The following is a 23,346-nucleotide window of genomic DNA, read 5'->3' as shown; positions in this document are numbered from 1 at the left end:
GTGACGGCTCCGAGCATGGAGCCGCCCGTTCCCCGGTACGGGGCGGGCGCGCTCGCCGATCTCCCGTTGTCGGTGCTGGCATCGCTCGGTGTCCCGGACGCGGCGAACGTCCTGGATCTGCCCGCGCTGCCGCGCGCGTGCGTCCTGCTGGTCGACGGCCTCGGCTGGGAGCAGCTCAAGGCCCATCCGGACGAGGCCCCGTTCCTGAACGCGATGGAAGGCGGCCCGATCACGGCCGGGTTCCCGGCGACGACGGTCACCAGCCTGGCTTCCCTGGGGACGGGCGCCCCGCCGGGCGCGCACGGGCTGCTCGGTCTGCAGATGGCGGTCCCGGCCACCGGCAGGCTGCTCAACTGCCTGCTGTGGAAGGACGACGACGCCGATCCGGAGACGTTCCAGCCCGTCCCGACCGTGTACGAGCGGGCGGCGGCGGACGGCGTCGAGACCGGGTACGTCTCGCTGCGGCAGTACCGCGGGTCCGGTCTGAGCCGTGCCACCACCCGAGGCGCCCGTTATCTGAGCGCCGAGAGCCTCGGCCAGCTCGTCGGGCGGATCGAGCTGGCGCTGCGCCGCGGCGACCGCTCGTATGTCACCGCCTACCACGCCGACCTGGACGCGACAGGCCACCGTTTCGGTGTCGCCTCCCACGACTGGCGGCATCAACTCCGGTTCGTGGACGTCCTCGTCCAGCAGATCGCGGCCGTCCTGCCTCCCGGGTCGGCGCTTTACGTGACGGCCGACCACGGCATGGTCGACCCCACCGAACGCGTCGACGTCGATACCGTTCCCGAGTTGCACGAGGGCGTGGCCCTTCTGGGCGGGGACGCACGCGCCCGGTACGTCTACAGCGAGCCGGGCGCCCACGGGGACGTGCTCGCCGCATGGACGGCCCTGCTCGGCGACCGGGCATGGGTGCTCCCGCGCGAGGCGGCCGTGGAGGGCGGCTGGTTCGGCCCGCTCGGCCCGGGGATGCTGGAACGCATCGGCGACGTGGTCGCGGTCCCGCACGCCGATCTGGCGATCGTGGCGTCCGAGCGGGAACCGTGGCTGAACCGGATGGTCGGCATGCACGGCTCGCTCGTCCCCGCGGAGCAGCTCGTGCCGCTGCTGAGCACGACCCGGTCCTGACATCCTGCGATATGGCACGAGCCAGGGGAGATGTGAGATGAACCCGGATTCGCCCCTCCCTAATCCGGGTGCCGACGGTCAAACTGGCGATGTGCACCCTCTCATCGAAGTGCCCGCGTTGGACCGGCTGCTCCGGCGGCAGACGCCCGTGGTCCTGCTGGACGTCCGATGGCATCTGGCGGGGCCCCCGGGGATCGAGTCCTATCGCAAGGGGCACCTGCCCGGCGCCGTCTTCGTCGACCTCGACCGCGACGTGGCCGGGCCGCCGGGGCCCGGTGGCCGCCATCCCCTCCCCGAACCCGTCGCCTTCGAGTCGGCCATGCGCCGCGCCGGCGTCTCGGAGGACAGCCGCGTCGTGGTCTATGACGACGCTGACTCCATGGCCGCCGCGCGGGTGTGGTGGTCCCTGCGGTACTTCGGCCATGAGCGGGTCCGGGTCCTGGACGGCGGTTACCACGCCTGGACGGAGGCGGGCCGGCCGGTGAGCACGGTCGAACCCGACGTGAAGCCGGGCGACTTCATCGCCGACCCGGGCCGGCTGCCCGTCCTGGACGCCGAGGGCGCCGCCGAACTGGCCACGGCCGGGGTTCTCCTCGACGCCCGCGCCGCCGAGCGGTACCGCGGCGAACAGGAGCCGGTCGACCCCGTCGCCGGGCACATCCCGGGCGCCCGCAACGCCCCCACGTCCGGAAACGTCGGCGTGGACGGCCGGTTCCTGCCGCCCGACCTGCTGCGCGAGCGCTTCGCCGAGCTCGGCGCCACGGACGCCCTCGACGTCGGCGCGTACTGCGGCTCCGGGGTGACGGCCGCGCATGAGATCCTCGCGCTCAACCTCGCCGGCATCCCCGCCGCCCTCTACGTGGGCTCCTGGTCCGACTGGGTGACGGATCCGTCCAACCCGGTCGCCACCGGCGACGGCTGACCGGGTCGCCACCGGCGACGGCTGCTCGGGCGGCCGCCGCCGGTGGCGGCCTCGCGGTCGTCAGCCGGCGCCCAGGCACAGGAACCCGGCCACTCCCGGGGGGCGCGGGATCGCCGCGAGGGCGTGCGCCGGGGCGTGGCCGGCGGCCACGGCGGTGTGGAAGGCGGACATGAACTCCGGGGTCGCCGCGTCGCGGACCGGTGCGACGCTGGCGATGACCGTGGCGGTGCCCAGGGCGAGGAGGGCGCCCGCCATGCCGAGCACGGCGTCGCCTTCGCCGGCGCGGCCGATGTCGCACGCCGACAGGACGAGCATGCCCGGCGGGGCGGTCAGCTCGTCCAGGTCGTGGACGATCAGCGGCCCGTCGGCGAGACGCAGCCGTGAGAACAGGGGGTTGCCCTCACGGAACTCACCGTGGGCGGCTAAGTGGGCGATGAGGGCGCCGTCGAGGGCGTCCCGGACCGGTTCCGCGCGGGCGTCCGAGCCGTCCAGGACGATCGCTCGCGGGTGGATGCGTCGCAGGGCGGCGACCTCATGTTCGGCGTGGTGGAGGTCGGGGCCTGCGGCGAGGACGACGTGCCCGTCCCCGCGGCCGGGTTCGCAGGCGCGGAGCCAGGCGCCGGCGGACGGGACGACCGTGAAGGGGCGTCCGGCCAGCGACGGGAGCACGGCCCAGGGGAGGCTGTGCAGCGCGCCGGTCGGGGCGATGACGAGTTCCCGGTCGCCGATGTCGTGTCCCGGCGGGCCGAGCAGTTGCCGGTCGAGCCGCGCGGCGGCGCTGGTGAGGGCGGAGAGCTCCTCCGGGGAGTCGCCGGCGGCGAGGCGGCGGACGGCGAAGCGGATCAGGCCGGTCTCCCGGACGGCGTCGGCGCACGTCCCGAGGTGATGGCGGCTGACCTGGCCGCCGGCGACGGTCACCGCGTGCAGTTCGGAACCGATCGAGATCATCTCGACGAGGGCGCGGTCGCCGAGCGCGGCGGCGATCTCGCCGATGCCGGGGGAGTGCGGCGGGGACGCACCCGACGGGCGGCGCCGCGTCCGTGCGCGCACCACCGCCTCCAGGTCCGCCACGTCGTCCGGCGGGACCGGCGGGACGTCTCCCCGGGCCATGCCCGCGGTGTGCTCGACGCTGAGGGCGCGCAGCGCGGTCAGCGCCGCGGCCCGCTCGGGGTCCCGGGGAGGGCGGACCCGGGCCGGGCGCGCGATCGCCCGCCGCCGTTCCTCGACGGCGAGCAGTTCCGGCGCCGAGCACGCCAGGCCGAGGCCGAGTTCGGACAGTTCGGTGGCGAATCCCATCGCGCGGGCCCGCAGGTCCAGCGCACCGAGCGCCTCCGCGTGGTCTTCGGTCACCTGGAGCCCGGCCCTGACCGCCTCTACCGCGCCCCCATGGTCGGCGCGTGCGGCGCGTTCGAGGGCGACGGCGTGCCAGGCGGCGATCTGGGCGGACGCGGAGCCGCGCGATCGCCCGACCGGTGACAGCAGGTGCCCGGCGGGTCTGCCCAGCGCCAGCGCCACGCGCGCGGCGACGATACGGGCCTCGTCGGCGGCATCGGACCATCCGCCGCCTTCCAGCCGCGCGGCCGTGGCCTCCGCCGAACGGAGCAGGACGGCCGAGCGTTCACCGGACGCCCACCGTGCCCTGAGCAACACGTGCTCGGCCAGCAGCATCCACCCCGTCCGTTCCTGTTCGGCGAACATGGCGCGCGCTCGTTCGGCCGCGTCCGTGCACCGCTCGGGACTCCCGTCGGCCAGTTCGGCGTGGGCGAGAAGGAGGAACCCGTCCGCGATGTCGCACCCGTAGCCGTTCACCGTGGCGGCGTCCAGGGCCGCCACGAGGACGGGACGCGCCTCGCCTGGCAGTCCCGCCATGATGAGGGTCTCCGCCTGATCGAACCGGCATTGCGCCAAGCGTTCACCGGTCAAGTGGGGTTCGGCCTCGGCGAAGAGCCCGAGCGCGCGCGGGACGTCCCCACGCCGCGACACCACGAAAGCGAGATTGCCCTTGGACATCGCCGCCTGGTGACGCAGCCCGGCGGCCTCACCGACGGCGACCGCCTCCGCCAGAGCCGTCTCCGCGCCGTCGAAATCGCCACGGAACGCCAGTGCGAGCCCAAGGTTGGTGAGCAGGCCGTTGAGCACGGCCGGATCGTGTCCCTCCCTTAGGCGGGGCAGGGCTCGGGTGGCGACTTCGCGTGCCTCGTCCAGCCGCCCTGCCCTCGCCAGAGCGCACGCCTTGTTGGCGGCCAGACGGTCTGCGTCCGGGCCCTGCAGGACGATCTCCGCCCCATGCGCGTGAACGAGGGCTTCAGAGACGTCACCGCGTGCCGTGAGCAGGCCGACGAGATTCATCCGCACCTGCGCCGCCGAGTACGCGTCGTCGGCGCCGCCGGCCGCCTCCAGGGCACGGTGAAGGAAGGCGAGGCCCTCGTCCAGCCGCCCCAGCTCCTTGGCGGCCAGGCCGGCGATGCGCAGCGCGAGCACCCCGCCGCCCCGGTCGAGCAGGGCCATCGCCCGCGCGAAGGCGGTCTCCGGGTCCATCGCCGCCAGCAGGAGGAGTTCGCGCTCACCCGCCCCCGTCACAGGCGGATCCAGCTCGTGACGATCGTCGTGCCGTCGTCCAGCCGGAACACGAGGCTCACCAGGCCCGCCGGCACGCGCGGCACGCAGAACAGCCCGGCGGACTCGGCGCGCGTGCTGATCCCGTCCGGCGGCAGGTCCCGGTGCCGCACCTGGACGAGGCCGGACGACGACGGAACGAGCCGCCCGTTGATCTCGCGGTCCCGGCCGTTCTCCGACACCTCGATCTCCACCGTCGACCCGGGGCACGTGAAGGTCAGCACCCTGCCCGTCCCGCCGCGGACCCCGGCCGCGGTCCGCGCGGCCCGGTCCTGCGCCGGCTCCGCCAGCGTCGCGGACGGCGTCCGCCACGCGATCGACGCGCGCGCCGCGGCCAGGACGCTCTCCGGCACGGGATCCATGACCTCGAACGCGTGGCGGACGCCCGCCATCAGCTCATCGTCGTTCACCGGACGAGCCTCCGCAGCGCGTTCAGGCACCGCGCCCTGGTCGGGGCGACGCTGCCGACGGGAATCCCGAGCGCGGCGGCCAGCTCGGCGTGGCTCGACGCGAGCGCGAACAGCCGCAGCAGCGTCCGGCAGCGCCGCGGAAGCGACTCCAGGGCCGCACCGACCCGGCCCAGGCGCTCGCGGCCCAGCACGATCCGGTCGGGGCCCGGCTCCGGCGCCGGCGGCTCCGGTGCCCGCGGCGCAGGCACGACCGGCAGGTCGCGTCCCCGCCGGCGCACCAGGCGCAGGCTCTCGTTCCGCGCGGTCGTCGCCAGCCAGCAACCCGTCGCGGACGGATCGCGCAGCCCGTCGATCCGCTCCACCAGCCGCAGCCACGTCGTCTGCACCACGTCACCGGAATCGGCGTCGTTCAGCCCGTGCGAGCGCGCGATCGACCACAGCAGCCCGCTGTGCCGCTCGACCAGGCGGGCCCACGCGGCACCGTCGCCGTCGCGTGCCCGGACCACCAGCTCATCCGTGCCATCGTCCCAATGGGCCACCGAAGTCTCCTCCCGAGGCCCCCCGCGAAGGTTAACCCTATGGCATGTACAGGTGACTCTGTGTTGGAAATTAACGCTTTGCGGTCGCGTCGTTCCCGGAGTCGACGACGACGCCGAGGCCCGGGAGGGCGGGGTGCGCCACCGGGTCGAGGACGCGGTCCGCCGCGTCGACCGCGTCGAGGCCCTCCGCCGCCGCGAGCCCCGCGATCCGGCCCGCCACCACCGGCGCCGCGAACGACGTCCCGCTCCACGTCGCGAAGCCGTCGAAGCGGTCGGGGTCGACGCCGTCCACGGGCGGACGCGTCCCGTCGAACCGCACGAACGCGCTGGCCACGTCCACGCCCTCCGCGCAGGCGTCCACCCACCAGCCGTGGTTGGAGAACCAGGCCCGGTCACCGCCGTCCAGCGCCGCGACACCGATCACCGGCTTCATCGCGGCGGGCCAGAACGGACGGTCCCCGGCCGCGTTCCCCGCGCACGCCACGACGACCGTCCGGCGGCCGAGCGCGGCGATCGCGCGCGCCAGCACCGGCGAGGGCCGGTCGTCGAAGGTATGGCACCCGAGCGAGATGTTCACGACGTCGGCCCGCCCCCACTCCGCCAGCCACTCCAGCGCCCGGATCACGTCCAGTTCGTCGCCGACCCCGTCGCCGCCGATGACGCGCCGGGCCCGCAGCCGGGCGGTGGGCGCGTGCCTCAGCACCACGCCCGCGACGAACGTGCCGTGCCCGGCCTGCGCGTCCAGGTCGAAGTCCAGGTCGGCGTCCAGGACCTCCCGGACCTCGTCGCGCTGCTCCCGGTACCACTCGGCGTCCTCGTACCACGGATGCGGCGACAGGCCGGTGTCCAGGATCGCGACGGTCACGTTCCGGCGCGCCGTGGCGGCCTCCGGCGCGGGCACCGGCGAGGCGGGGCGCGGCAGGTCCGCGGGCCCGCTCCACCACATCGGCTGCCCGTGGACGAGATGGTTCGGCGACACGCTCAGCCGGCGCCGCCGCCCGCCAGCCGCCGGCCCGTCCGAGCCGAGCGCGTCCGCGCTCAACCGGGCGGAGAGTTCGCACACGTCGACCTTCGCCGCCGGGCGCAGCCGCAGCCGCGTGACGGCGCGCTCGTCGTGACGCGAGTCGCACCAGCGCCGCACCAGGGTCTCGGCGGCGCCGGCGTCACGTCCGGCGACCAGGATCTCGTTCCGGCGGATCAGCGCCGGACGTCCCGGTACCGGCTCCACCACCACCGCGTCGGGATGCCGCGCCAGCACCCGCTCCAGCCGCGCCTGCTGATCGAACATCGGCCCTCGCTCTCGCCCTCGGTGTGTGCACCCATAGTGCCGGAACACAAACGTTGGGTGATGGAGGGTGGACGGGGATCGGCGGCCGGACGCGGCCTCACCGCGTTGTGCGCTTCTGCCTCGCGGGGGCCTGCCACCGGTTAACCTTGTCGGTCAGCGCCCGTGAATGTTGCGCATCCTGCGGTCAAGCGTTCAACAAACGCCGAACTCACGGTGGTGCGACACGTGCCGATGATGCACAATGAGGGACGCGGACGCCGACTTGGGACGTACGAGGCCGTAGGGGAAGACGAGCCTCGGTACAGATCCAGGAGGTCCGGTGACCGCACGTGGCGTCTTCTACGTCCACTCCGCGCCGCCTGCGCTGAGCCCTCACATCGAGTGGGCCGCCGCAGGTGTTCTCGGTGTGCCCGTTTCCCTTGAATGGGCGGATCAGGCGGCCGCGCCGGGAACGCTGCGCGCCGAGCTGCATTGGGAGGGCAGCCCCGGCACCGCCGCGGGCATCACCTCGGCGCTGCGAAATTGGAAGCTGGTGCGCTTCGAGGCCACCGAGGACCCCACCCCCGGCAGCGACGGCGTCCGCTTCAGCTTCACCCCGTCCCTGGGGGTGTTCACCGGCACCATCGGGGCCAGCGGCGACATCATGATCCCCGAGGACCGGCTCCGCTCCGTCATGGCCAACGCCGCCGTCGGCAAGATCACACTGGAGAACGAGCTGGAGCGTCTGCTCGGCACGCCGTGGGACAACGAACTGGAGCCCTTCCGCCGGGCCGGGGACGGCGCACCCGTCCGCTGGCTTCACGCGGCGGTTTAGTTCGCAGTGCCCTTGGCGTCAAGCGCTGCAGCGCTTGACGCCAAGGGCGCCGCGGCCCTACGTCGGCGGGCAATGCGGTGCGATCGCCGTCTCTCCCATGCGCCTCAGCCCACACCGCAACCCCGCGACAACCTGAGCAGTCGCGAACGCGTCCGAAGGCAGGTTTCGAGCGAAGCGAGAAACCTGATCGCGCAGCGAGCCTCTAGGCGAGCCGGAGCGATGCAGCGATCGCACCGCGGTTCCCGCCGAAGGAAGGCGCTCTAGCGCCTGACGCCAAGGGAACTGCAATCAGACACAGCGTTCGAAGGCGACGGAGACGTTGTGGCCGCCGAAACCGAACGAGTTGTTGAGCGCCGCGGCGGGGCCGCCCGGGATCTTGCGGGGCTCGTCGCGCACGATGTCCAGGTCGACGCCGTCGTCGACGTCCTCCAGGTTGGCGACGAACGGGATGAGCCCCTCCTTCAGCGCGAGGACCGTGAACAGCGACTCCAGCGCGCCGGCGCCGCCGAGCAGATGCCCGGTCATCGACTTGGTGGCGGTGACGGCGACCTGGGAGGCGGCCTCCTCGCCGAGCCCCGCCTTGATGGAGGCGAGCTCCGCGACGTCGCCGGCGGGGGTCGAGGTGGCGTGCGCGTTGATGTGCACGATGTCGGCGGCGTCCAGGCCGGCGTCCTTGAGGGCGCGCTGCATCGCCTTGGCCTGCCCGGAACCGCTCGGGTCGGGCAGCACGATGTCGTAGGCGTCGCCGGAGTAGCCGCAGCCGGCCGCGAAGCCGTTGATCTGCGCGCCGCGGGCGCGGGCGTGCTCCTCCGACTCCAGGATCAGCACGGCGGCGCCCTCGCCGAGCACGAACCCGTCGCGGTTCTTGTCGTAGGGACGGGACGCGCGCTCAGGCTCTTCGTTGCGGGTGGACATCGCCCGCATCGCGCCGAACGAGGCCATCTGCAGCGGGTGGATGCAGGACTCGGTGCCGCCGCAGATCACCACGTCGGCGCGGCCCGCGCGGATCATGTCGATCGCGTAGCCGACCGCCTCGCCGCTGGACGCGCAGGCGCTGACCAGGGCGTGCGAGCCGGCCATCGCGCCGAACTCGATGCCGACGTGCCCGGACGCGCCGTTCGGCATCAGCATCGGGACGGTGAAGGGCGAGACCCGCGACCAGCCCTTCTCCCGGTAGACGTCGTAGCTGTTGAGCGCGGTGTGCAGGCCACCGATGCCGCTGGAGAACACGACGCCGAGACGCTCACCGTCCACGGCGAAGCCGCCTTCGACGCCGGACTGCTCCTCCGGCTTCTTGGTCTTGCGGGAGGTGGGCGGGGCGAATCCCGCGTCGGTCCACGCCTCGCGGGCGGCGATCAGCGCGATCGACTGGTTGCGGTCGAGCCGGCGCAGCGCCTGCTTGGGCATGACCTCGGACGGGTCGACCTTCAGCGTCGCGGCGAACCGGACGGGCAGGTCCTCGACGCCCTCCCAGTCCAGTGTGCGGACCCCGGACTCGCCGGCGAGCAGGGCGGACCAGGTCGACGGCACGTCTCCGCCGAGTGGGGTCGTTGCACCGAGACCCGTCACGACGACTCTGGTCTGGCTCTTGCTCATAGCAGGTGCTCCTTGCGGACGGTGGGGAGAGGGCCGGGCGCGCCGCCGTACCGGTCCGGACCGGTACGGCGGCGCGCCGTCCCCGCGTTCTAGCTCTTGGACGCGGTCTGGAGGTTCTGAACGAAGTTGATGACGTCCTTGACCGTCTTCAGGTTGCGCAGCTCGTCGTCGGGGATCTCGACGCCGAACTGGTCCTGCGCGGCCACGGCGATCTCCACCATCGACAGCGAGTCGATGTCGAGGTCGTCGATGAAGTTCTTGTCCGGGGTCACCTCGGACTTGTCGATGCCGACGATGTCGTCGATGATCTCGGCGAGGCCGTCCAGGATCTGCTGTTCGGTGGCGACTGCCATGGTTCCGCGTTCTCCTTCGGTGGGTTGGTCCAGAGCCTGCGAGCAGGCGTGACGGCCTACGGGATCTGGATGACTTGGGCAGCGTAGGACAGTCCGGCACCGAACCCGACCAGCAGGGCGGGGGCTCCGGACGGCACGTCGCCGCGTTCGATCATGCGGGAGAGGGCCAGCGGGATGGAGGCCCCCGAGGTGTTGCCGGACTGGACGATGTCGTCGGCCACGACGGCGTTGGTGGCCTTCACCTTGCGGGCGATCGCCTCGATGATCCGCAGGTTGGCCTGGTGCGGGACGACGGCGGCGAGGTCCGCCGGCTTGATCCCGGCGCGTTCGCAGGCCTCGGCCGCGACCGGGGCGATGGCGGTGGTCGCCCAGCGGAACACCGCCTGCCCCTCCTGCCGGATGAACGAGCGCCGGTCCTCGATGATGATCTTGTCGTACTTGTCGCCGGCGCTGCCCCACACGACCGGGCCGATGCCGGGGGAGTCACTGCCGGACACGACCGCCGCGCCCGCCCCGTCCGCGAAGATGATGCAGGTGGAGCGGTCGGTCCAGTCGATCCACTGGGACATCTTCTCCGAGCCGATGACGAGCACGTTGCGCGCGCTGCCCGCCTGGACCGCGGCGCTCGCGGTGGCGAGGGCGTAGCAGAAGCCGGCGCAGGCGGCGTTGATGTCGAACGCGCCGGGCGCGTCGATGCCGAGGCGGTGTGCGACCTGCGGGGCGTGGCCGGGCATCGGCGACTCCGCCGAGCATGTGGCCAGGATCACGAGGTCGATGTCGGACGGGGCCAGGCCGCTGCCCGCCAGGGCCTTGCCGCCCGCGTGCACGCCCAGCTCGACGATGCCCTCGTCGTCGCCGGCGATGCGGCGTTCGGCGATGCCGACGCGGCTGCGGATCCACTCGTCGTCGGTGTCGACGGTCTGCGCGATCTCGTCATTGGTGACGATCCGGGCGGGCCGGTAGTCGCCGAAGGCCAGGATGCGGGCGCCGGGCGTCGCCGCGGGGATGCTCAGTGCGCTCATGCCGCGTCCGCCTTGATCAGCTCGCGGGCCTTGTCCAGGTCCTCGGGGGTCTTGAGGGCGACCCGCTCGACTCCGCTCAGTTCGCGGCGGGCGAGCCCGGTCAGCGTCCCGGCGGGCGGCAGTTCGATGATCGCGGTGACGCCGATCTCCCGCATGGTGTCCATGCAGGCGTCCCAGCGGACGGGGGCGCTGACCTGCTCGACGAGCCGCTCCACGAAGCCGGCCCCGGACTCGACGACGGCGCCGTCGCGGTTCTGCAGCAGCCGCGTCCGCGGGTCGGCGACGGGTGCGCCGGGCGCGAGGCGGCGGAGCGTGTCGACGGCGGGCGCCATGTGCTCGGTGTGGAACGCCCCGGCGACCGACAGCGCGCGCAGCCGCGCCTTGGCGGGCGGCTCGTTCGCGAACTCGGCGAGCTTCTCCATCGTCCCGGCGGCGACGATCTGCCCGGCGCCGTTGACGTTGGCGGGGGTGAGGCCGTGCTTGTCGATGGAGGCGAGGACCTCGTCGGTGTCGCCGCCGAGCACGGCGGTCATCCCCGTCTCGGTGACGGCGGCGGCCTCGGCCATCGCCCGTCCCCGCTCCCGGACGAGGACCAGCGCGGCCTCGGGGCTCAGCACCCCGGCGATCGCGGCGGCGGCCAGTTCCCCGACGCTGTGCCCGGCGACGGCGTCCGGCCCCCGGTCTTCGCGGGCGCCGTCCTCGTAGAGGACCTCGTAGGCGGCGAGCGCGGCGGCGACCAGCAGCGGCTGCGCCACGGCGGTGTCACGGATCTCCTCGGCGTCGGCCTCCGTTCCGTACCGGACCAGGTCGAGCCCGGTGACGGCCGACCACCAGGCGAGACGGTCGGCGACTCCGGGTATCTCTAGCCATGGCTGCAGAAAGCCGGGGGTTTGGGCGCCCTGGCCGGGCGATGCGAGGAGAATCACAGCCTCCAGCCTGCCGCCAACGCCCCTCCGACCACGATGCGGATCACCACGAACTTTGGTCGAGGCCCTTTGTACGACACCTACAAGCTGGGGTCTTTTTGGGGCGAACCCCGCAGCCGGGTTCAGCCGTGGGCGGAGCGGGCTTGGAAGCGGCCCAGGACCAGGGCCATGCGGAGGGTGAAGGCGTTGCGGCCGTCGGTGGGGGCCAGGCCGGTCAGTTCGCTGACGCGGCGGAGGCGGTAGCGGACCGTGTTGGGGTGGACGAACAGCAGGCGCGCGGTGGCCTCGAGCGACGAGCCCTGTTCGAGGTAGGTGGTGAGGGTGTCGAGGAGCGGGGCGCCCGCGGCGAGCATCGGGTTATAGACGTTGTCCACCAGGTGGCGGCGCGCATCGTCGTCGCCGTCCAGGGCGCGTTCGGGCAGCAGTTCCGTCGCCGGGACGGGACGGGGCGCGTCCGGCCAGCCGGCGGCGGCGCGGAGCCCGGCCACGGCGGCCTGCGCGGAGCGGGTGGAGTCGTAGAGGTCGGCGACCTGCGGGCCGACGACGACCGGGCCCGGACCGCACTTGGCGGCGATGGGACGCGCCGCCTCCAAGGGGTCGGTGTCGCCGCCGACGATGACGATGACCCGGCGCCCTTGGACGCCGGCCAGCACGTCGGCGCGCGCGCGGCGTGCCGCCAGCTGCATCTGGTCGATGGTGACCTCGGGCTCCTCGTCCTCCGGCGTGAACCCGGCGATGACGGTGACGGGCTTGGACGTCCAGCCGAGGGCCGCGGCCCAGGAGTGCATGCCGTCGTCGACCTCGCCGCGCAGCACCGCGTTGACGACCAGGGCCTCCAGCCGCGCGTCCCAGGCGGCGCGCGTCTCGGCGGCGCGCGCGTACACCTGGGCGGCGCCGAAGGCCACGTCGCGTGTGTAGCGCAGGATGGCCTCGCGCAGCTGGGCCTCCCCGCCGGGGGCGGCCAGCTCGCCGAGCCGGGTCTCCACCACGTCGATGATGACGCGGATCATGTCGATCGTGTGATGGAGCTTGATGGCGCGGAGCAGCTCGCGCGGCGCGGTGCCGAACACCTCGCCCGCGATGGCCGGACGGGTCTGCTCGTTGTTCTTGAACCACTCGACGAACGCCGCGATGCCCGCCTGGGCGACGAGGCCGATCCAGGAGCGCTGGTCGGCGGGCATGCGCCGGAACCAGGGAAGATGCTCCTCCATGCTGCTCAAGGCCGCGGTGCCGAACGTCCCCATCGCCTTCTCCAGGCGCTGGGTGGTCTGCTCCCGGATCTCGGCCTCGCTCGCGGTGTCCACAACCCCAGAGTGCCACCACCCCGGAGGTGACCCGTCCCAAAGTAAGTAACCGGTGTCATCCCGGAGTGACATCGGAGGCCTCCCCGAGCGCGATGCCGGTGAGATTCCGCAGCGACGTCGTACCCGGTTCGAGGTAGTCGCTGTGGCCGCCGGTTCCGGCGTCGAAGACCCGGGCGCCGAACGAGGACGAGACCGGGTCGGGGCCGAGGCCGAGGCCGAGGATGCGGACGTGCGGGACGTCCTCCATCCAGTCGGACGCCCCCCGCCCGGCCCAGATCCGCGCGGCGCCGCTCAGTCTCGCGGCCGACCACGCCGTCGTGCCGGGGCTGCCGTAGAGGGCGATGTCGGTGACCTGCCGCCAGGCGGGTCCGCCTGGACCGTCCAGTGCCGCGCGGCCGCAGACCACCGAGCCGTAGCTGTGGCAGAGCAGGCCGACGCCGGCGGACGGGTTGACCTTGTGCACGCCCTTCAGGAAGCGCCGCAGCCGCTCGGCTCCTTCGTCGGCGCGGTCGCCGGTGATGACGTCGCTGCTGAACGTTTCCGGGGCCGCGTATCCGAGCCACGCCACGACCGCCAGCTCCGGACGCGGTGACTCGGCGAGGGCCTGCGCGTAGACGGCGCGTGCCCCTCCGCCGGGGGTCGACCACGGTTTGTCGCCGCGCTCGTCGAACGCCGTCAGTGTGGTGTCGGCGCCGGGGACGAGGACCGCGACCCGCCGTGCCCTGGTGAGGTCGCCGATGACCTCGACGGCCCGTCCGCCGCCGCGCGGGTCGAAGCGCAGGAAGCGGCGTCCCGGCCGGAGGAACGCGCCGAGGGCCCGCATGCGGTCGGCGTCGCCTATCTCCTGTGCCGTTTCGAGTGCCTTCTCGATGGACCGGCGTTCGGCGGTGTACCGGACGTCCAGCGTCGAGGGCGCCATCTCGGGGAGGTCGGCGGGCGGGGCGTAGGGGTCGGCGTGACCGGTCCCGGCCGTCGTCAGCATGACGCCCGAGATGGACGCGGCGCAGGCCAGGGCCCTTCGGAGCCGTCGGGCGCGCGGCGAGATCGTCTTGCGTGGCGGCATCCTCGTCTTTCTACCATCCAAGATCGCCTGGCGGACGGAGGCGGGTACCCGGCTGCGGGGGACTCTTCATGAGATGTACGGGCCCGGGATCATGTTCGTCGTGTGGTCCGCGTCACGCGCGGGGCGGCGCGGGCGTTCGAAGTCGCGGACCAGGGCCCATAGCGCGGCGAGCGCGACGGCGCAGACCGCCAGCCAGGGCAGCCGTTCCGCGATCCACGCGGGCCGGTCGGGTGCGGTGTGCAGCCCCGGCAGGCCGCCGAACGCGAGCAGCGATCCCGCGGTGACGGCCGGCAGCGCCGTCTGGTGCCACAGGAAGATCGTCATGGCGGAACGGTTGGCGGCGCGGACCACCGAGCGGATCCGGGCGCGTCGCGTCCAGGCGGCCAGCGGTCCGTGCAGCAGCAGGGCCAGGCCGGTCTGGGCGAGGCCGAAGGCGACCGCCGCCAGCGTGGGAGGGCTGAGGTTGGACACCGCCGCGCCCGGCACGCCGACCATGCTCGCCGGATATCCCGCGAAGAGGATCAGCAGGGCGGTCGCCGCGCCGCCCCCGCCCAGCAGGGCGAACCCGGCCCGGCGGGAGCCGAGTGCCCCGTCCGCCCAGCCGGCGCCGAGGTAGAACGGCACGAGCCCAGCCGGTGAGGACGGTGGCTCAGCCCGTCCACCCGGGCGTGTCGAGGGCGAAGCGGCCGAGGTCGATCGCGGCGGTCGCGGCGACGAGCAGGGCGGCGCCCCACAGGCCGAGCCGTTTCCAGACGGCCGCGACCGCCGGGGCCGCCGCCGTCAGACCCGGGTATCAGTCGCCGGGACGGACCAGCCCCACCTCGTAGGCGTAGACGATCGCCTGCGGGCGGTCGCGCAGCCCGAGCTTCATCAGGATCCGCCCGAAATGCGTCTTGACGGTCTGTTCGGCGACGACGAGTTCCCCGGCGATCTCGCCGTTGGACAACCCGCGCGCGACCAGCGTCAGCACCTCGGTCTCCCGCTCGGTCAGCTCGTCCAGCCGCTTGCGGGACGGCGCCCTCCGCCCGCCCAGCCGGGAGAACTCCGCGATGAGCCGCCGGGTGATCGACGGTGACAGCAGCGCGTCGCCCGCCGCCACGACCCGCACCGCGTCCGCCAGCTCCGTCGCGGACGCGTCCTTCAGCAGGAACCCGCTGGCCCCAGCCCGCAGCGCCTCGTAGACGTAGTCGTCCAGGTCGAACGTGGTGAGCATGAGGATCCTCGGTGCGTCGCCATCGGCGGCGGCGCCGGCGCCCGTGAGGAGCCGGCGGGTCGCCTCCAGCCCGTCCATGACCGGCATCCGGACGTCCATCAGGACCACCTCGGGACGAAGTTCGGCGACGCGGCGCAGGCCCCGCCCTCGGTGTACTCGATGCCCGGCGGCCATGGGCGCAGGAGGTTCGGCTCGTCCTCGGACTTGCCCCCGGCCATGACGACCAGGCTAGAGACCGGACGACCACCCCGGATGACACCGTGGTGGGACACGTCCTGTCATACCTGGGTACCGTGCGATGCGTGGAGCCCGTCGAAGCGCTGCGCCGTATCGCGTTCCTGCTGGAGCGCGCCCATGAGCCGACCTACCGCGTGCGGGCGTTCCGCACCGCCGCCGACCTCGCCGGGAAGACGCCCCCGGACGAACTCGCCGCCCGTGCCCGCGAGGGCACGCTGACCGCGCTGCCCGGCATCGGCAAGGTCACCGCTCTGGTGATCGAGGAGGCGATGCGCGGTGAGACGCCCGTCTACCTGCGCCGGCTGGAGGCCACCGACGGCGAGCCGCTGGACGAGGCCGCCGCCGCCCTCCGCGCCGCGCTGAAAGGCGATCTGCACACCCACAGCGACTGGTCGGACGGCGGATCCCCGATCCGGGAGATGGCCGAAACGGCCCGCGCCCTGGGCCACGAGTACCTCGCCCTCACCGACCATTCGCCACGGCTCAAGGTCGCCGGCGGCCTGTCCGCCGACCGCCTCCGCCGCCAGCTCGACGTCGTGGCCGAACTCAACGAGGACCTGGCGCCGTTTCGCATTCTCACCGGCATCGAGGTCGACATCCTGGAGGACGGAACCCTCGACCAGGACCCGGCGCTCCTCGACCGGCTGGACGTCGTCGTCGCCAGCGTCCATTCGAAACTCCGCATGGACCGCGTCGCCATGACGAAACGCATGGTCGCCGCGATCGCGAACCCGCGTGTGAACGTCCTCGGCCACTGCACCGGACGCATCGTCAAGGCCGGCGGCAAACGCGGCGGGCTGCGCCCCGAATCGGAGTTCGACGCCGCCCTCGTCTTCGACGCCTGCGCCGCCTACGACGTCGCCGTGGAGATCAACTCCCGGCCGGAACGCCTCGACCCGCCCAAGCGCCTCCTGCGCCTCGCCGTCGAGGCGGGCTGCCGCTTCTCCATCGACTCCGACGCCCACGCCCCCGGTCAGCTCGACTGGCAGCCCTTCGGCTGCGAACGCGCCGCCCGCTGCGCCGTCCCCGCGTCCCAGATCGTCAACACCCTTCCGGCCGGCGACCTGCTCGCCTGGACGAGCACCAAGCTCTGAGCCCTCGGCGGGTCTGGCGATGGCCCGGCCGGGCCGTGTTCCGGTTCGGGAGCGAAAGCCGCAGGGCCGCCGCGTTGAGCTGCCGCCACGTGGTGAGACCACATATCGGCGATGCCCGCCATGTGCCGATGGTTGCGACCTGCGAGTGATGTGGGTCACACCCGTGTTCAAGGGTCCCAATATGGGTTCCGCTCACATGGTCCGGCGTTCGGGCGCCACCTAGCGTTCCCGGTCACGGCGGCCCGAGTGTGGCTCGGGCCACCTGGACGAGCGCTAGGAGGGCGAATGGGCGACCCCGTCCCGAAGGGCCCGGTTCTGCAGGCGCGCGGGCTGATCCGGGAGTTCCGCGGCTTCCGGGCCGTCGACGGCGTGGACCTCGACATCGCCGAGGGTGCGGTCCACGCGCTGGTGGGCCCCAACGGTGCCGGCAAGACGACGCTGTTCAACCTGCTGACCGGGTTCCTGAAGCCGACGGCGGGCAGTGTCCGGCTCGGCGATCACGAGCTGGCCGGGCGGAGACCGGAACGGATCGCGCGGCTCGGGCTCGCCCGGTCGTTCCAGATCACGAGCCTGTTCGCCGAGCTGACCCCCAGGCAGCACGTGGAGCTGGCCTTGGCGGGACGCACCGGGCTCGGCTGGCGGTTCTGGCGGTCGGACGGCGCGCTCGCACGCTTCTCCGGGCGCGCGGCCGAACTGCTCGAACAGGTCGGCCTGGGCGAGCACGGCGAGACTCCCGCGGGCTCCCTGGCGTACGGGCGCAAACGGGCACTCGAACTGGCCCTGGCCCTTGCGCTCGACCCGAAGGTGCTGCTGCTCGACGAGCCGACCGCCGGCATGGGCGTGGAGGACGTCGACCGCACCGTCGCGCTCATCCAGCGCGTGAGGGAGGGCCGCACGGTGGTGCTGGTCGAGCACAACATGAGCGTCGTCTCCAGCCTCGCCGACCAGGTCACGGTGCTTCAGCACGGACAGGTCCTCGTCGAGGGCCCTTACGCCGAGATCCGTCACGACCCCCGCGTGGTCACCGCCTACCTCGGAGACTCCAATGCTGAGCGTTGACGGACTGTCCGCCTGGTACGGCGAGGCGCAGGCACTGCGCGATGTGTCGCTGGACGTGGGCGAGGGCGAGATCGTCACTCTCGTCGGGCGCAACGGCGCCGGCAAGACCACCCTCTTGCGCAGCCTGATGGGGCTCCACCAGGAAGTGACCGGGACGGTGCGGTTCCTGGACGAGGACATCTCCGCGCTGAGCCCGCACAAGCGCAGCCGCCGCGGCCTCGGCTACGTCCCGGACGACCGCGGCGTCTTCGCCACCCTCTCGGTGGAGGAGAACCTCACGCTGCCCCCGGTCACGGGCAAGGATCCGTGGCCGCTGGAGCGGGTGTACGAGACGTTCCCGAAGCTGCGTGAGCGGCGCCGGTTCCCCGGGACGAAGCTGTCGGGCGGCGAGCAGCAGATGCTCGCGCTGGCCAGGGTGCTGCGGACGGGTGCCCGGCTGCTGCTGTGCGACGAGCCCACCGAGGGCCTGTCGCCGCTGATCGTCGCCCAGATCGGCGAGATCCTCCGCGAGGTCAAGGCCGCGGGGGTGACCGTCCTGCTCATCGAGCAGAACGTCCACTTCGCCGCCACCGTCGCCGACCGCCACCACCTGCTCGCCGAGGGCCGGATCGTCGAGTCCATGGACAACGACGAGGTCCTCGCCCGCGAGAACGAACTCCTGCAGTACCTCGGAATCTAGGAGAGCCCTGATGAGACTTCTCGGACGTTCGGCCGCGCTCGCGACCGCCGGAATGATGCTGGCCGCATGCGGGGGCGGCCCCGGCGGGGGCGGCGGCAAGATCAGCGACGACAAGGTCGTCCTCGCGGTGCTGACCGACCAGTCGGGCGTGTACGCCGACCTGTCGGGCAAGAACGCCGTCGAGGCGGTGAAGATGGCCGTGGCCGACTTCAAGGCCAAGTACGGCGACAAGGCGGTGACCGGCAAGATCGAGGTCATCTCCGCCGACCACCAGAACAAGCCGGAGATCGCCAACTCCAAGGCGCAGGAGCTCTACGACCGGCGGCAGGCCGACCTGATCGTGGACGTGCCGACGTCGTCGGCCGCGCTCGCCGTCGCCAACGTCGCCAAGACGAAGAAGAAGGTGTTCATCGACGTCGGCGCCGCCACGACGGAGCTGGAAGGCAAGCAGTGCAACAAGTACACCTTCCACTACGGCTACAACAGCTACATGCTGGCCCACGGCACCGGCACCGGAGTGACCCAGGACGGCGCCGAGAACTGGTACATCGTCTACCCGGACTACGCGTTCGGGCAGGACATGGAGAAGACGTTCGGCGAGGCCGTCAAGGCGGCCGGCGGCACGGTGGTGAAGAGCGACCCGACTCCCTTCCCCAACGACAACTTCTCCACGTTCCTGCTGAAGGCCCCGAACCTCGACCCCAAGCCGGACGTGCTCGGCGCCATGCAGGCGGGCGGTGACCTGGTCAACCTGGTGAAGCAGTACAACGAGTACAAGCTGCGCGACAAGGGCGTGGGCCTCGCGGTGGGGCTGATGTTCCTCACCGACATCCACTCCCTCACCCCGGACGCCCTGGCCGGGACGCGGTTCACCGACTTCTGGTACTGGAACGCCGACGAGGGCAACCGCGCCTGGGCCGACAAGTTCAAGGCCAAGACGGGGACGCGGCCGACGTCCGTCCACGCGGCGGACTACTCGGCGGCGCTGCAGTACCTGGAGGCCGTGCAGCGCGGCGGCACCGACAAGTCCGACGGGGTGGTCAAGCAGCTCGAAGGGCACAAGGTCGACGACATCTTCACCTCCACCGGCACCATCCGGGCCGCCGACCACCTGCTCACCCACGACGCCTACGTCGCGGAGGTGAAGCCGGCCGGGGAGGTCAAGGAGCCGTGGGACTACGAGAAGATCGTCAAGACGATCCCGGCGGCCGAGGCGTTCCAGCAGCCCGACCCGGCCTGCAAGCTCTGAGGCGGGCCGCGACGTGCTTCAGCAGGCGTTCAACGGCCTGGTGGGCGGGGCGTTCTACGCCCTGCTCGCCCTCGGCCTGTCCGTCATCTTCGGGATGCTGCACGTGGTCAACTTCGCCCACGGCGCGTTCTACATGCTCGGGGCGTTCGGCTCCTACGTGCTGCTCGACTCGTTCGGGGTGAGCTTCTGGCTGGCGCTGCCGCTCGTCCCCGTCGTGCTCGGCGTGGTGGGCGTGGTGCTGGAACGGCTGTTCATCCACCGCCTGGCGCCCCTCGATCCCCTCTACAACTTCCTGTTCACCTTCGGCCTCGCCCTGATCCTGCAGGACCTCGTCAAACGGCAGTACGGCGTGCAGTCGCAGCCGTACCCGCGCCCGTCCGCGCTGCGCGGCTCCCTCGACCTGGGACTGTTCACCTACCCGGCCTACCAGGTGTTCGTGCTCGCGCTGTCCCTGCTGGTGTGCGGGACGGTGTGGGTGGTCCTCACCCGGACCCGCGTCGGGATGATCGTCCGGGCGGCGACCGAGCGGCCCGAACTGACCCGCGCGCTCGGCATCGACGTCGCCCGCTGGGTGACGCCCGTCTTCGGGTTCGGTGTCGCGCTGGCCGGCTTCGCCGGGGTCCTGGCCGCGCCGATGCGGGCGGTCAACCCGCTGATGGGCAGCGACCTGATCATCACGGTGTTCGCCGTGGTGGTGATCGGCGGCCTCGGCTCGGTGTTCGGGTCGGTCGCCGCGGGCTTCGCCGTCGGGCTCGTGTCGGCGCTCGGCAACTACTACGTCCCGTCGCTCTCGCAGACGCTGGTGTTCATCCTGATGGCCGCCGTGCTGCTGTGGCGCCCCGCCGGCCTGTTCGGCCGCGAAGAGGCGACGATTTGACCGCCGAGGAGACGAAGTGATCCTGTCGAAACTCGCGGGACGTCCGGTCCTGCTGGCCATCGGGCTGCTGGTGGCGCTCGGCCTGCCGTGGTTCGTCTACCCGCCGGTCGCCATGGACATCGCCTGCTGGGCGCTGTTCGCCGCCGCCGTCGACCTGCTGCTCGGCTTCACCGGGCTGCTGTCGTTCGGGCACGCCGCGTTCTGGGGCGGTTCCGGGTACGCCACGGGACTGATCGCGCTGCACTCCGGCCTGCCGTTCCCCGTCGCCGTCCTGGGCGGGGCGGTCTTCGCGGCCGTCCTCGCCGTTCCGATCGGCTTCCTGTCCGTCCGGCTTCGCGGCATCTATTTCGCGATGGTCACCCTGGCCTTCGCCCAGATGGTCTACTTCGTCGCCAACCAGTGGCGGGACGCGACCGGTGGAGAGAACGGACTGCAAGGCATCCCCAAGGAACTGTTCGGGCTGGACCTGTCCGACCCGTTCTTCTTCTACTACGCGGGCCTCCCCTTCATCCTGGCCGGACTGTTCGCCGCGTGGCGCATCGTCCGTTCCCCGTTCGGACGAGTGCTGATGTCCATCCGCGACAACCCCGCCAGGGCGCGGGCACTCGGATACAGCATCGACCGGTACAAGCTGCTCGCGTTCGTCCTGTCCGCGGGTTTGTCGGGCCTCGCCGGCGGCGTGTTCACCATCAGCCACGGCTTCGCGTCCCTGCAGGGCGTCTACTGGACGACCTCCGGGCAGGCCGTGATGATGGTCGTCCTCGGCGGCATCGGCACCCTGTGGGGCGGCGCCATCGGCGCGGCCCTGATCGTGGAACTGCACGACTACCTGGCCACGGCCGGGTTCGAGGAGACCGGGATCATCACCGGCGCCATCTTCATCCTGGTCGTCCTGCTGTTCCGCCGCGGTGTCTGGGGCACCGCCCGCGACCTGATCGCCGCCCGGACGTCCCAGGACCCCGCCACCGAGAAGACCGCGACCCCAAAGGTCGACGCCCCCGTCTGAGCACGTTCACCCGCGCCGTGTCGCCCTTATGCCGATGCTCATAAGGGCGACATGCCGCGGGTCAGCGGGAGAGGCGGTGGAGGCGGAGGGCCAGCTGGAGTTCCAGGGCGCGTTCGGGGGTCTGCCAGTCTTCGCCCAGGAGGTGGGCGATGCGGTCCAGGCGCTGGCTGACGGTGTTGACGTGGATGTGCAGGAGCCCGGCCGTCCTCGACAGGCTGCCACCGGTCCCGAAGTAGGCCTCCAGCGTCCGGACGAGCGCCGTGCCGCGCCGCTCGTCGTAAGCGAGGACCGAGCCGAGGGCACTGGAGAGGAAGCCCGGCACGTCCCGGTCGTCGCCGATCAGGAGGCCGACGAAGCCGAGTTCGGTCGCGTCGGCTCCGTCTCCGAGTCGTCCGAGGGACCGCAGGGCGTCCGCGCAGCGCTGCGCCTCCCGGTGGGCGGACGCGACATCGGCCGGACCGCGCACCGGGCCGGCGGCGCCGATCGTGGCGGGGCCGCCGAGGGAGGCGCCCAGCTCCTTGGCGACCCAGCGGGCCGTCTCTCCCGGGCGGTCGCCGGGCAGCAGCAGGACGATCTCCTCGGCGCGGGACGCGGCGAGACCGTGCTCCACGGCCGCGTAGGACGACGCCCAGAACGCGGCCCGCTGCCGGTACTCCTGCGACCCGTACTTCGCGCACAGCACCACGTGCGGGGCGCTCAGGTCGACGTTCACGCGCCGCGCGCGGGACATGAGCGCCTCGGCCCCGGTCTGGCGGCCCGAGAGCAGGTCGTCCAGGAGTTCGCCGCGGACCCGGCCCTCCGCCTCGGTCACGCTGCGCTGGAACAGCAGCAGCAGCGCGGTGACGAGCGCGGCCGGTTCCAGGATCCGCTGATCGGCGTCCGACAACTCGTCCGCGGTGCGCAGCACCAGCGTCCCCAGCATCTCGTCGCCCGTGGACACCGACGCGATCCACAGATCGCCACGTCTGACGGTGCGGCCTTGCGCGCGCGCAGAGTGCGCCGACGCCGAGACCCCGACGAGTTCGTCGGCGCTGAGGGGAGCCGACACGGCGCCCGTCGTCGCGAGCTGGCGGCCGTCCGCGTCCAGGACGTGCAGGGTGCCGCCCAGCAACTCGGTCACGACGGCGCCGACGTCCTCCACGCCGCCGCCGCGAACGACGACGGCGGTCATGCGGTCGTGCGCGCGCGCCGCCCTCTCTACGGCCGCACTGCGCGCCTTGACCTCCTCGTTGGCCGCGCTCAGCTCCTCCAACGCGGTGCGGGTCTCCTGCAGAAGGCGGGCGTTGTCGATCGCCACCGCGGCGTGCGCGGCCAGCGACCCGAGCAGCGCCACCTCCTCCGGGTCGAACGGACGCTCGCTGCGGTGCGCGGCGGTCAGAACGCCGATGACGCGGCTGCCCAGCCGCATGGGCACGCCCAGGATCGCGACGATGCCCTCCTCGGCGACCGCGTCGTCGATGAATCCGCGGTGCTGGAACTGCTCGTCCCCGAGATAGTGCGCGCTGGTGTAGGGCATCGCGGTCTGCGCGACCAGGCCGACGAGCCCGGTGCCCATCGGCAGCCGCAGCCTCCGGAACGCCGCCGACACCGAGCCGTCCGTGACCCGCATGTAGGTCTCGCCGCGCTCGTCGTCGTTCAGCGTCAGGTAGGCGATGTCGGCGTTCAGGAGCCGCCGGGCGCGGCGGGTGATCGCCTCCAGCACGGCGTCGAGGTCGCGGAGCCCCGCCAGGTCCCCGGCGGTGTCGAACAGCGCCTCCAGCTCCGCCTCCCGCCGGACGTGCCGCCGCATCACCGCCCGGACCCGCAGCGCCGCCAGCTTGGCCGACTCCAGCTCCGCCAGGACGGCGGGCGGCGCGCCCTCCGCCCGCGCCTGGACGAGGGGACCCTCGAACTCGACGGGTGAGGCCTCACGGGCCAGCAGTTCGAGGAAGACGCCGCAGGTCATACGGGC

Annotated in this window: 22 protein-coding genes; 9 read left to right on the top strand and 13 right to left on the bottom strand. The window is 72.5% G+C overall.

What is annotated here, in order from left to right; all coding sequences use genetic code 11:
* Positions 1-15 precede the first annotated feature (15 nt).
* On the top strand, positions 16-1,128 hold the full coding sequence (locus ACGFIS_RS18680; RefSeq protein WP_392899599.1) for an alkaline phosphatase family protein: 1,113 nt from the start codon (positions 16-18) through the stop codon (positions 1,126-1,128).
* Positions 1,129-1,219: 91 nt separating this feature from the next.
* Positions 1,220-2,050 carry a sulfurtransferase gene (locus tag ACGFIS_RS18675; protein WP_392899311.1) on the top strand — a complete coding sequence of 277 codons (831 nt, stop codon included), beginning with the start codon at positions 1,220-1,222 and terminating at the stop codon, positions 2,048-2,050.
* 60 nt (positions 2,051-2,110) lie between these two features.
* Here the strand turns inward: ACGFIS_RS18675 and ACGFIS_RS18670 are convergent, their stop codons facing one another.
* The 4 genes from ACGFIS_RS18670 to ACGFIS_RS18655 form a co-directional block, all read right to left on the bottom strand.
* Positions 2,111-4,630 (bottom strand): CHAT domain-containing protein, encoded by a 2,520-nt coding sequence (locus ACGFIS_RS18670; RefSeq protein ID WP_392899309.1) that lies wholly within the window; start codon positions 4,628-4,630, stop codon positions 2,111-2,113.
* Positions 4,627-5,076 carry a hypothetical protein gene (locus ACGFIS_RS18665; protein ID WP_392899307.1) on the bottom strand — a complete coding sequence of 150 codons (450 nt, stop codon included), beginning with the start codon at positions 5,074-5,076 and terminating at the stop codon, positions 4,627-4,629. Before ACGFIS_RS18665 ends, ACGFIS_RS18670 begins: the two co-directional genes overlap by 4 nt.
* Positions 5,073-5,615: an RNA polymerase sigma factor gene (locus ACGFIS_RS18660; RefSeq protein ID WP_392971888.1), complete on the bottom strand. Its 543-nt coding sequence runs from the start codon at positions 5,613-5,615 to the stop codon at positions 5,073-5,075. The genes ACGFIS_RS18665 and ACGFIS_RS18660 overlap by 4 nt, the downstream gene beginning before the upstream one ends.
* Positions 5,616-5,685: 70 nt before the next feature.
* A complete protein-coding gene (locus ACGFIS_RS18655) occupies positions 5,686-6,903 on the bottom strand; it encodes a S8 family serine peptidase (RefSeq protein WP_392971886.1) in 1,218 nt (405 codons plus the stop codon).
* A gap of 319 nt (positions 6,904-7,222) precedes the next feature.
* Here ACGFIS_RS18655 and ACGFIS_RS18650 point away from each other — a divergent pair, with 319 nt between their 5' ends.
* Positions 7,223-7,717, top strand: a complete 495-nt coding sequence (locus ACGFIS_RS18650; RefSeq protein ID WP_392899301.1) for a DUF3145 domain-containing protein — start codon at positions 7,223-7,225, stop codon at positions 7,715-7,717.
* A 288-nt stretch (positions 7,718-8,005) separates the two neighbouring features.
* On the opposite strand, the gene ACGFIS_RS18645 is transcribed toward ACGFIS_RS18650, so the two are convergent.
* From ACGFIS_RS18645 to ACGFIS_RS18610, 8 genes are all read right to left on the bottom strand, one after another.
* Positions 8,006-9,313, bottom strand: a complete 1,308-nt coding sequence (locus ACGFIS_RS18645; protein WP_392899299.1) for a beta-ketoacyl-[acyl-carrier-protein] synthase family protein — start codon at positions 9,311-9,313, stop codon at positions 8,006-8,008.
* Between the two features lie 89 nt (positions 9,314-9,402).
* Entirely contained in the window at positions 9,403-9,666 is a 264-nt protein-coding gene (locus ACGFIS_RS18640; protein WP_392899296.1) for an acyl carrier protein, read from the bottom strand.
* Positions 9,667-9,722: 56 nt separating this feature from the next.
* A complete protein-coding gene (locus tag ACGFIS_RS18635; protein ID WP_392899294.1) occupies positions 9,723-10,688 on the bottom strand; it encodes a beta-ketoacyl-ACP synthase III in 966 nt (321 codons plus the stop codon).
* On the bottom strand, positions 10,685-11,614 hold the full coding sequence (locus ACGFIS_RS18630) for an ACP S-malonyltransferase (protein ID WP_392899292.1): 930 nt from the start codon (positions 11,612-11,614) through the stop codon (positions 10,685-10,687). The genes ACGFIS_RS18635 and ACGFIS_RS18630 overlap by 4 nt, the downstream gene beginning before the upstream one ends.
* Before the next feature lie 122 nt (positions 11,615-11,736).
* Positions 11,737-12,918: a PucR family transcriptional regulator gene (locus tag ACGFIS_RS18625; RefSeq protein ID WP_392899290.1), complete on the bottom strand. Its 1,182-nt coding sequence runs from the start codon at positions 12,916-12,918 to the stop codon at positions 11,737-11,739.
* Between the two features lie 55 nt (positions 12,919-12,973).
* Positions 12,974-13,981 (bottom strand): alpha/beta hydrolase, encoded by a 1,008-nt coding sequence (locus tag ACGFIS_RS18620; protein WP_392899287.1) that lies wholly within the window; start codon positions 13,979-13,981, stop codon positions 12,974-12,976.
* 66 nt (positions 13,982-14,047) lie between these two features.
* Positions 14,048-14,605, bottom strand: coding sequence for an acyltransferase family protein (locus ACGFIS_RS18615; protein WP_392971884.1), 558 nt, complete (start codon positions 14,603-14,605; stop codon positions 14,048-14,050).
* A gap of 169 nt (positions 14,606-14,774) precedes the next feature.
* Entirely contained in the window at positions 14,775-15,368 is a 594-nt protein-coding gene (locus tag ACGFIS_RS18610; protein ID WP_392899283.1) for a LuxR C-terminal-related transcriptional regulator, read from the bottom strand.
* A 128-nt stretch (positions 15,369-15,496) separates the two neighbouring features.
* On the opposite strand from ACGFIS_RS18610, the gene ACGFIS_RS18605 reads away from it, so the two are divergent.
* The 6 genes from ACGFIS_RS18605 to ACGFIS_RS18580 all read left to right on the top strand — a co-directional run bounded on the left by ACGFIS_RS18605 (position 15,497) and on the right by ACGFIS_RS18580 (position 21,395).
* Positions 15,497-16,525, top strand: coding sequence for a PHP domain-containing protein (locus ACGFIS_RS18605; protein WP_392899280.1), 1,029 nt, complete (start codon positions 15,497-15,499; stop codon positions 16,523-16,525).
* A 285-nt stretch (positions 16,526-16,810) separates the two neighbouring features.
* Entirely contained in the window at positions 16,811-17,584 is a 774-nt protein-coding gene (locus ACGFIS_RS18600) for an ABC transporter ATP-binding protein (protein WP_392899277.1), read from the top strand.
* Positions 17,571-18,263: an ABC transporter ATP-binding protein gene (locus ACGFIS_RS18595; RefSeq protein WP_392899274.1), complete on the top strand. Its 693-nt coding sequence runs from the start codon at positions 17,571-17,573 to the stop codon at positions 18,261-18,263. The genes ACGFIS_RS18600 and ACGFIS_RS18595 overlap by 14 nt, the downstream gene beginning before the upstream one ends.
* Positions 18,264-18,273: 10 nt before the next feature.
* Positions 18,274-19,512: an ABC transporter substrate-binding protein gene (locus tag ACGFIS_RS18590; protein ID WP_392899271.1), complete on the top strand. Its 1,239-nt coding sequence runs from the start codon at positions 18,274-18,276 to the stop codon at positions 19,510-19,512.
* 13 nt (positions 19,513-19,525) lie between these two features.
* Complete coding sequence (locus ACGFIS_RS18585; protein ID WP_392899268.1) at positions 19,526-20,389, top strand: branched-chain amino acid ABC transporter permease; 864 nt, start codon at positions 19,526-19,528, stop codon at positions 20,387-20,389.
* A gap of 16 nt (positions 20,390-20,405) precedes the next feature.
* Complete coding sequence (locus ACGFIS_RS18580) at positions 20,406-21,395, top strand: branched-chain amino acid ABC transporter permease (RefSeq protein WP_392971882.1); 990 nt, start codon at positions 20,406-20,408, stop codon at positions 21,393-21,395.
* Between the two features lie 61 nt (positions 21,396-21,456).
* On the opposite strand, the gene ACGFIS_RS18575 is transcribed toward ACGFIS_RS18580, so the two are convergent.
* Entirely contained in the window at positions 21,457-23,340 is a 1,884-nt protein-coding gene (locus ACGFIS_RS18575; RefSeq protein WP_392899263.1) for a helix-turn-helix domain-containing protein, read from the bottom strand.
* Between the last annotated feature and the right edge of the window lie 6 nt (positions 23,341-23,346).

The organism is Spirillospora sp. NPDC048824 (assembly GCF_043198455.1).
Classification (GTDB): domain Bacteria; phylum Actinomycetota; class Actinomycetes; order Streptosporangiales; family Streptosporangiaceae; genus Spirillospora.
Note: the sequence above shows the minus strand (reverse complement) of the source record. Positions and strands in the feature narration are given on the sequence as shown.

Excerpts from the sequence above, each read along its gene's own strand:
- ACGFIS_RS18620 (WP_392899287.1), bottom strand. The coding sequence starts at position 13,981 with ATGCCGCCACGCAAGACGATCTCGCCGCGCGCCCGACGGCTCCGAAGG.
- ACGFIS_RS18680 (WP_392899599.1), top strand. The coding sequence starts at position 16 with ATGGAGCCGCCCGTTCCCCGGTACGGGGCGGGCGCGCTCGCCGATCTC.
- ACGFIS_RS18640 (WP_392899296.1), bottom strand. The coding sequence starts at position 9,666 with ATGGCAGTCGCCACCGAACAGCAGATCCTGGACGGCCTCGCCGAGATC.
- ACGFIS_RS18595 (WP_392899274.1), top strand. The coding sequence starts at position 17,571 with ATGCTGAGCGTTGACGGACTGTCCGCCTGGTACGGCGAGGCGCAGGCA.
- ACGFIS_RS18655 (WP_392971886.1), bottom strand. The coding sequence starts at position 6,903 with ATGTTCGATCAGCAGGCGCGGCTGGAGCGGGTGCTGGCGCGGCATCCC.
- ACGFIS_RS18590 (WP_392899271.1), top strand. The coding sequence starts at position 18,274 with ATGAGACTTCTCGGACGTTCGGCCGCGCTCGCGACCGCCGGAATGATG.
- ACGFIS_RS18635 (WP_392899294.1), bottom strand. The coding sequence starts at position 10,688 with ATGAGCGCACTGAGCATCCCCGCGGCGACGCCCGGCGCCCGCATCCTG.
- ACGFIS_RS18645 (WP_392899299.1), bottom strand. The coding sequence starts at position 9,313 with ATGAGCAAGAGCCAGACCAGAGTCGTCGTGACGGGTCTCGGTGCAACG.
- ACGFIS_RS18575 (WP_392899263.1), bottom strand. The coding sequence starts at position 23,340 with ATGACCTGCGGCGTCTTCCTCGAACTGCTGGCCCGTGAGGCCTCACCC.
- ACGFIS_RS18610 (WP_392899283.1), bottom strand. The coding sequence starts at position 15,368 with ATGGCCGCCGGGCATCGAGTACACCGAGGGCGGGGCCTGCGCCGCGTC.
- ACGFIS_RS18600 (WP_392899277.1), top strand. The coding sequence starts at position 16,811 with ATGGGCGACCCCGTCCCGAAGGGCCCGGTTCTGCAGGCGCGCGGGCTG.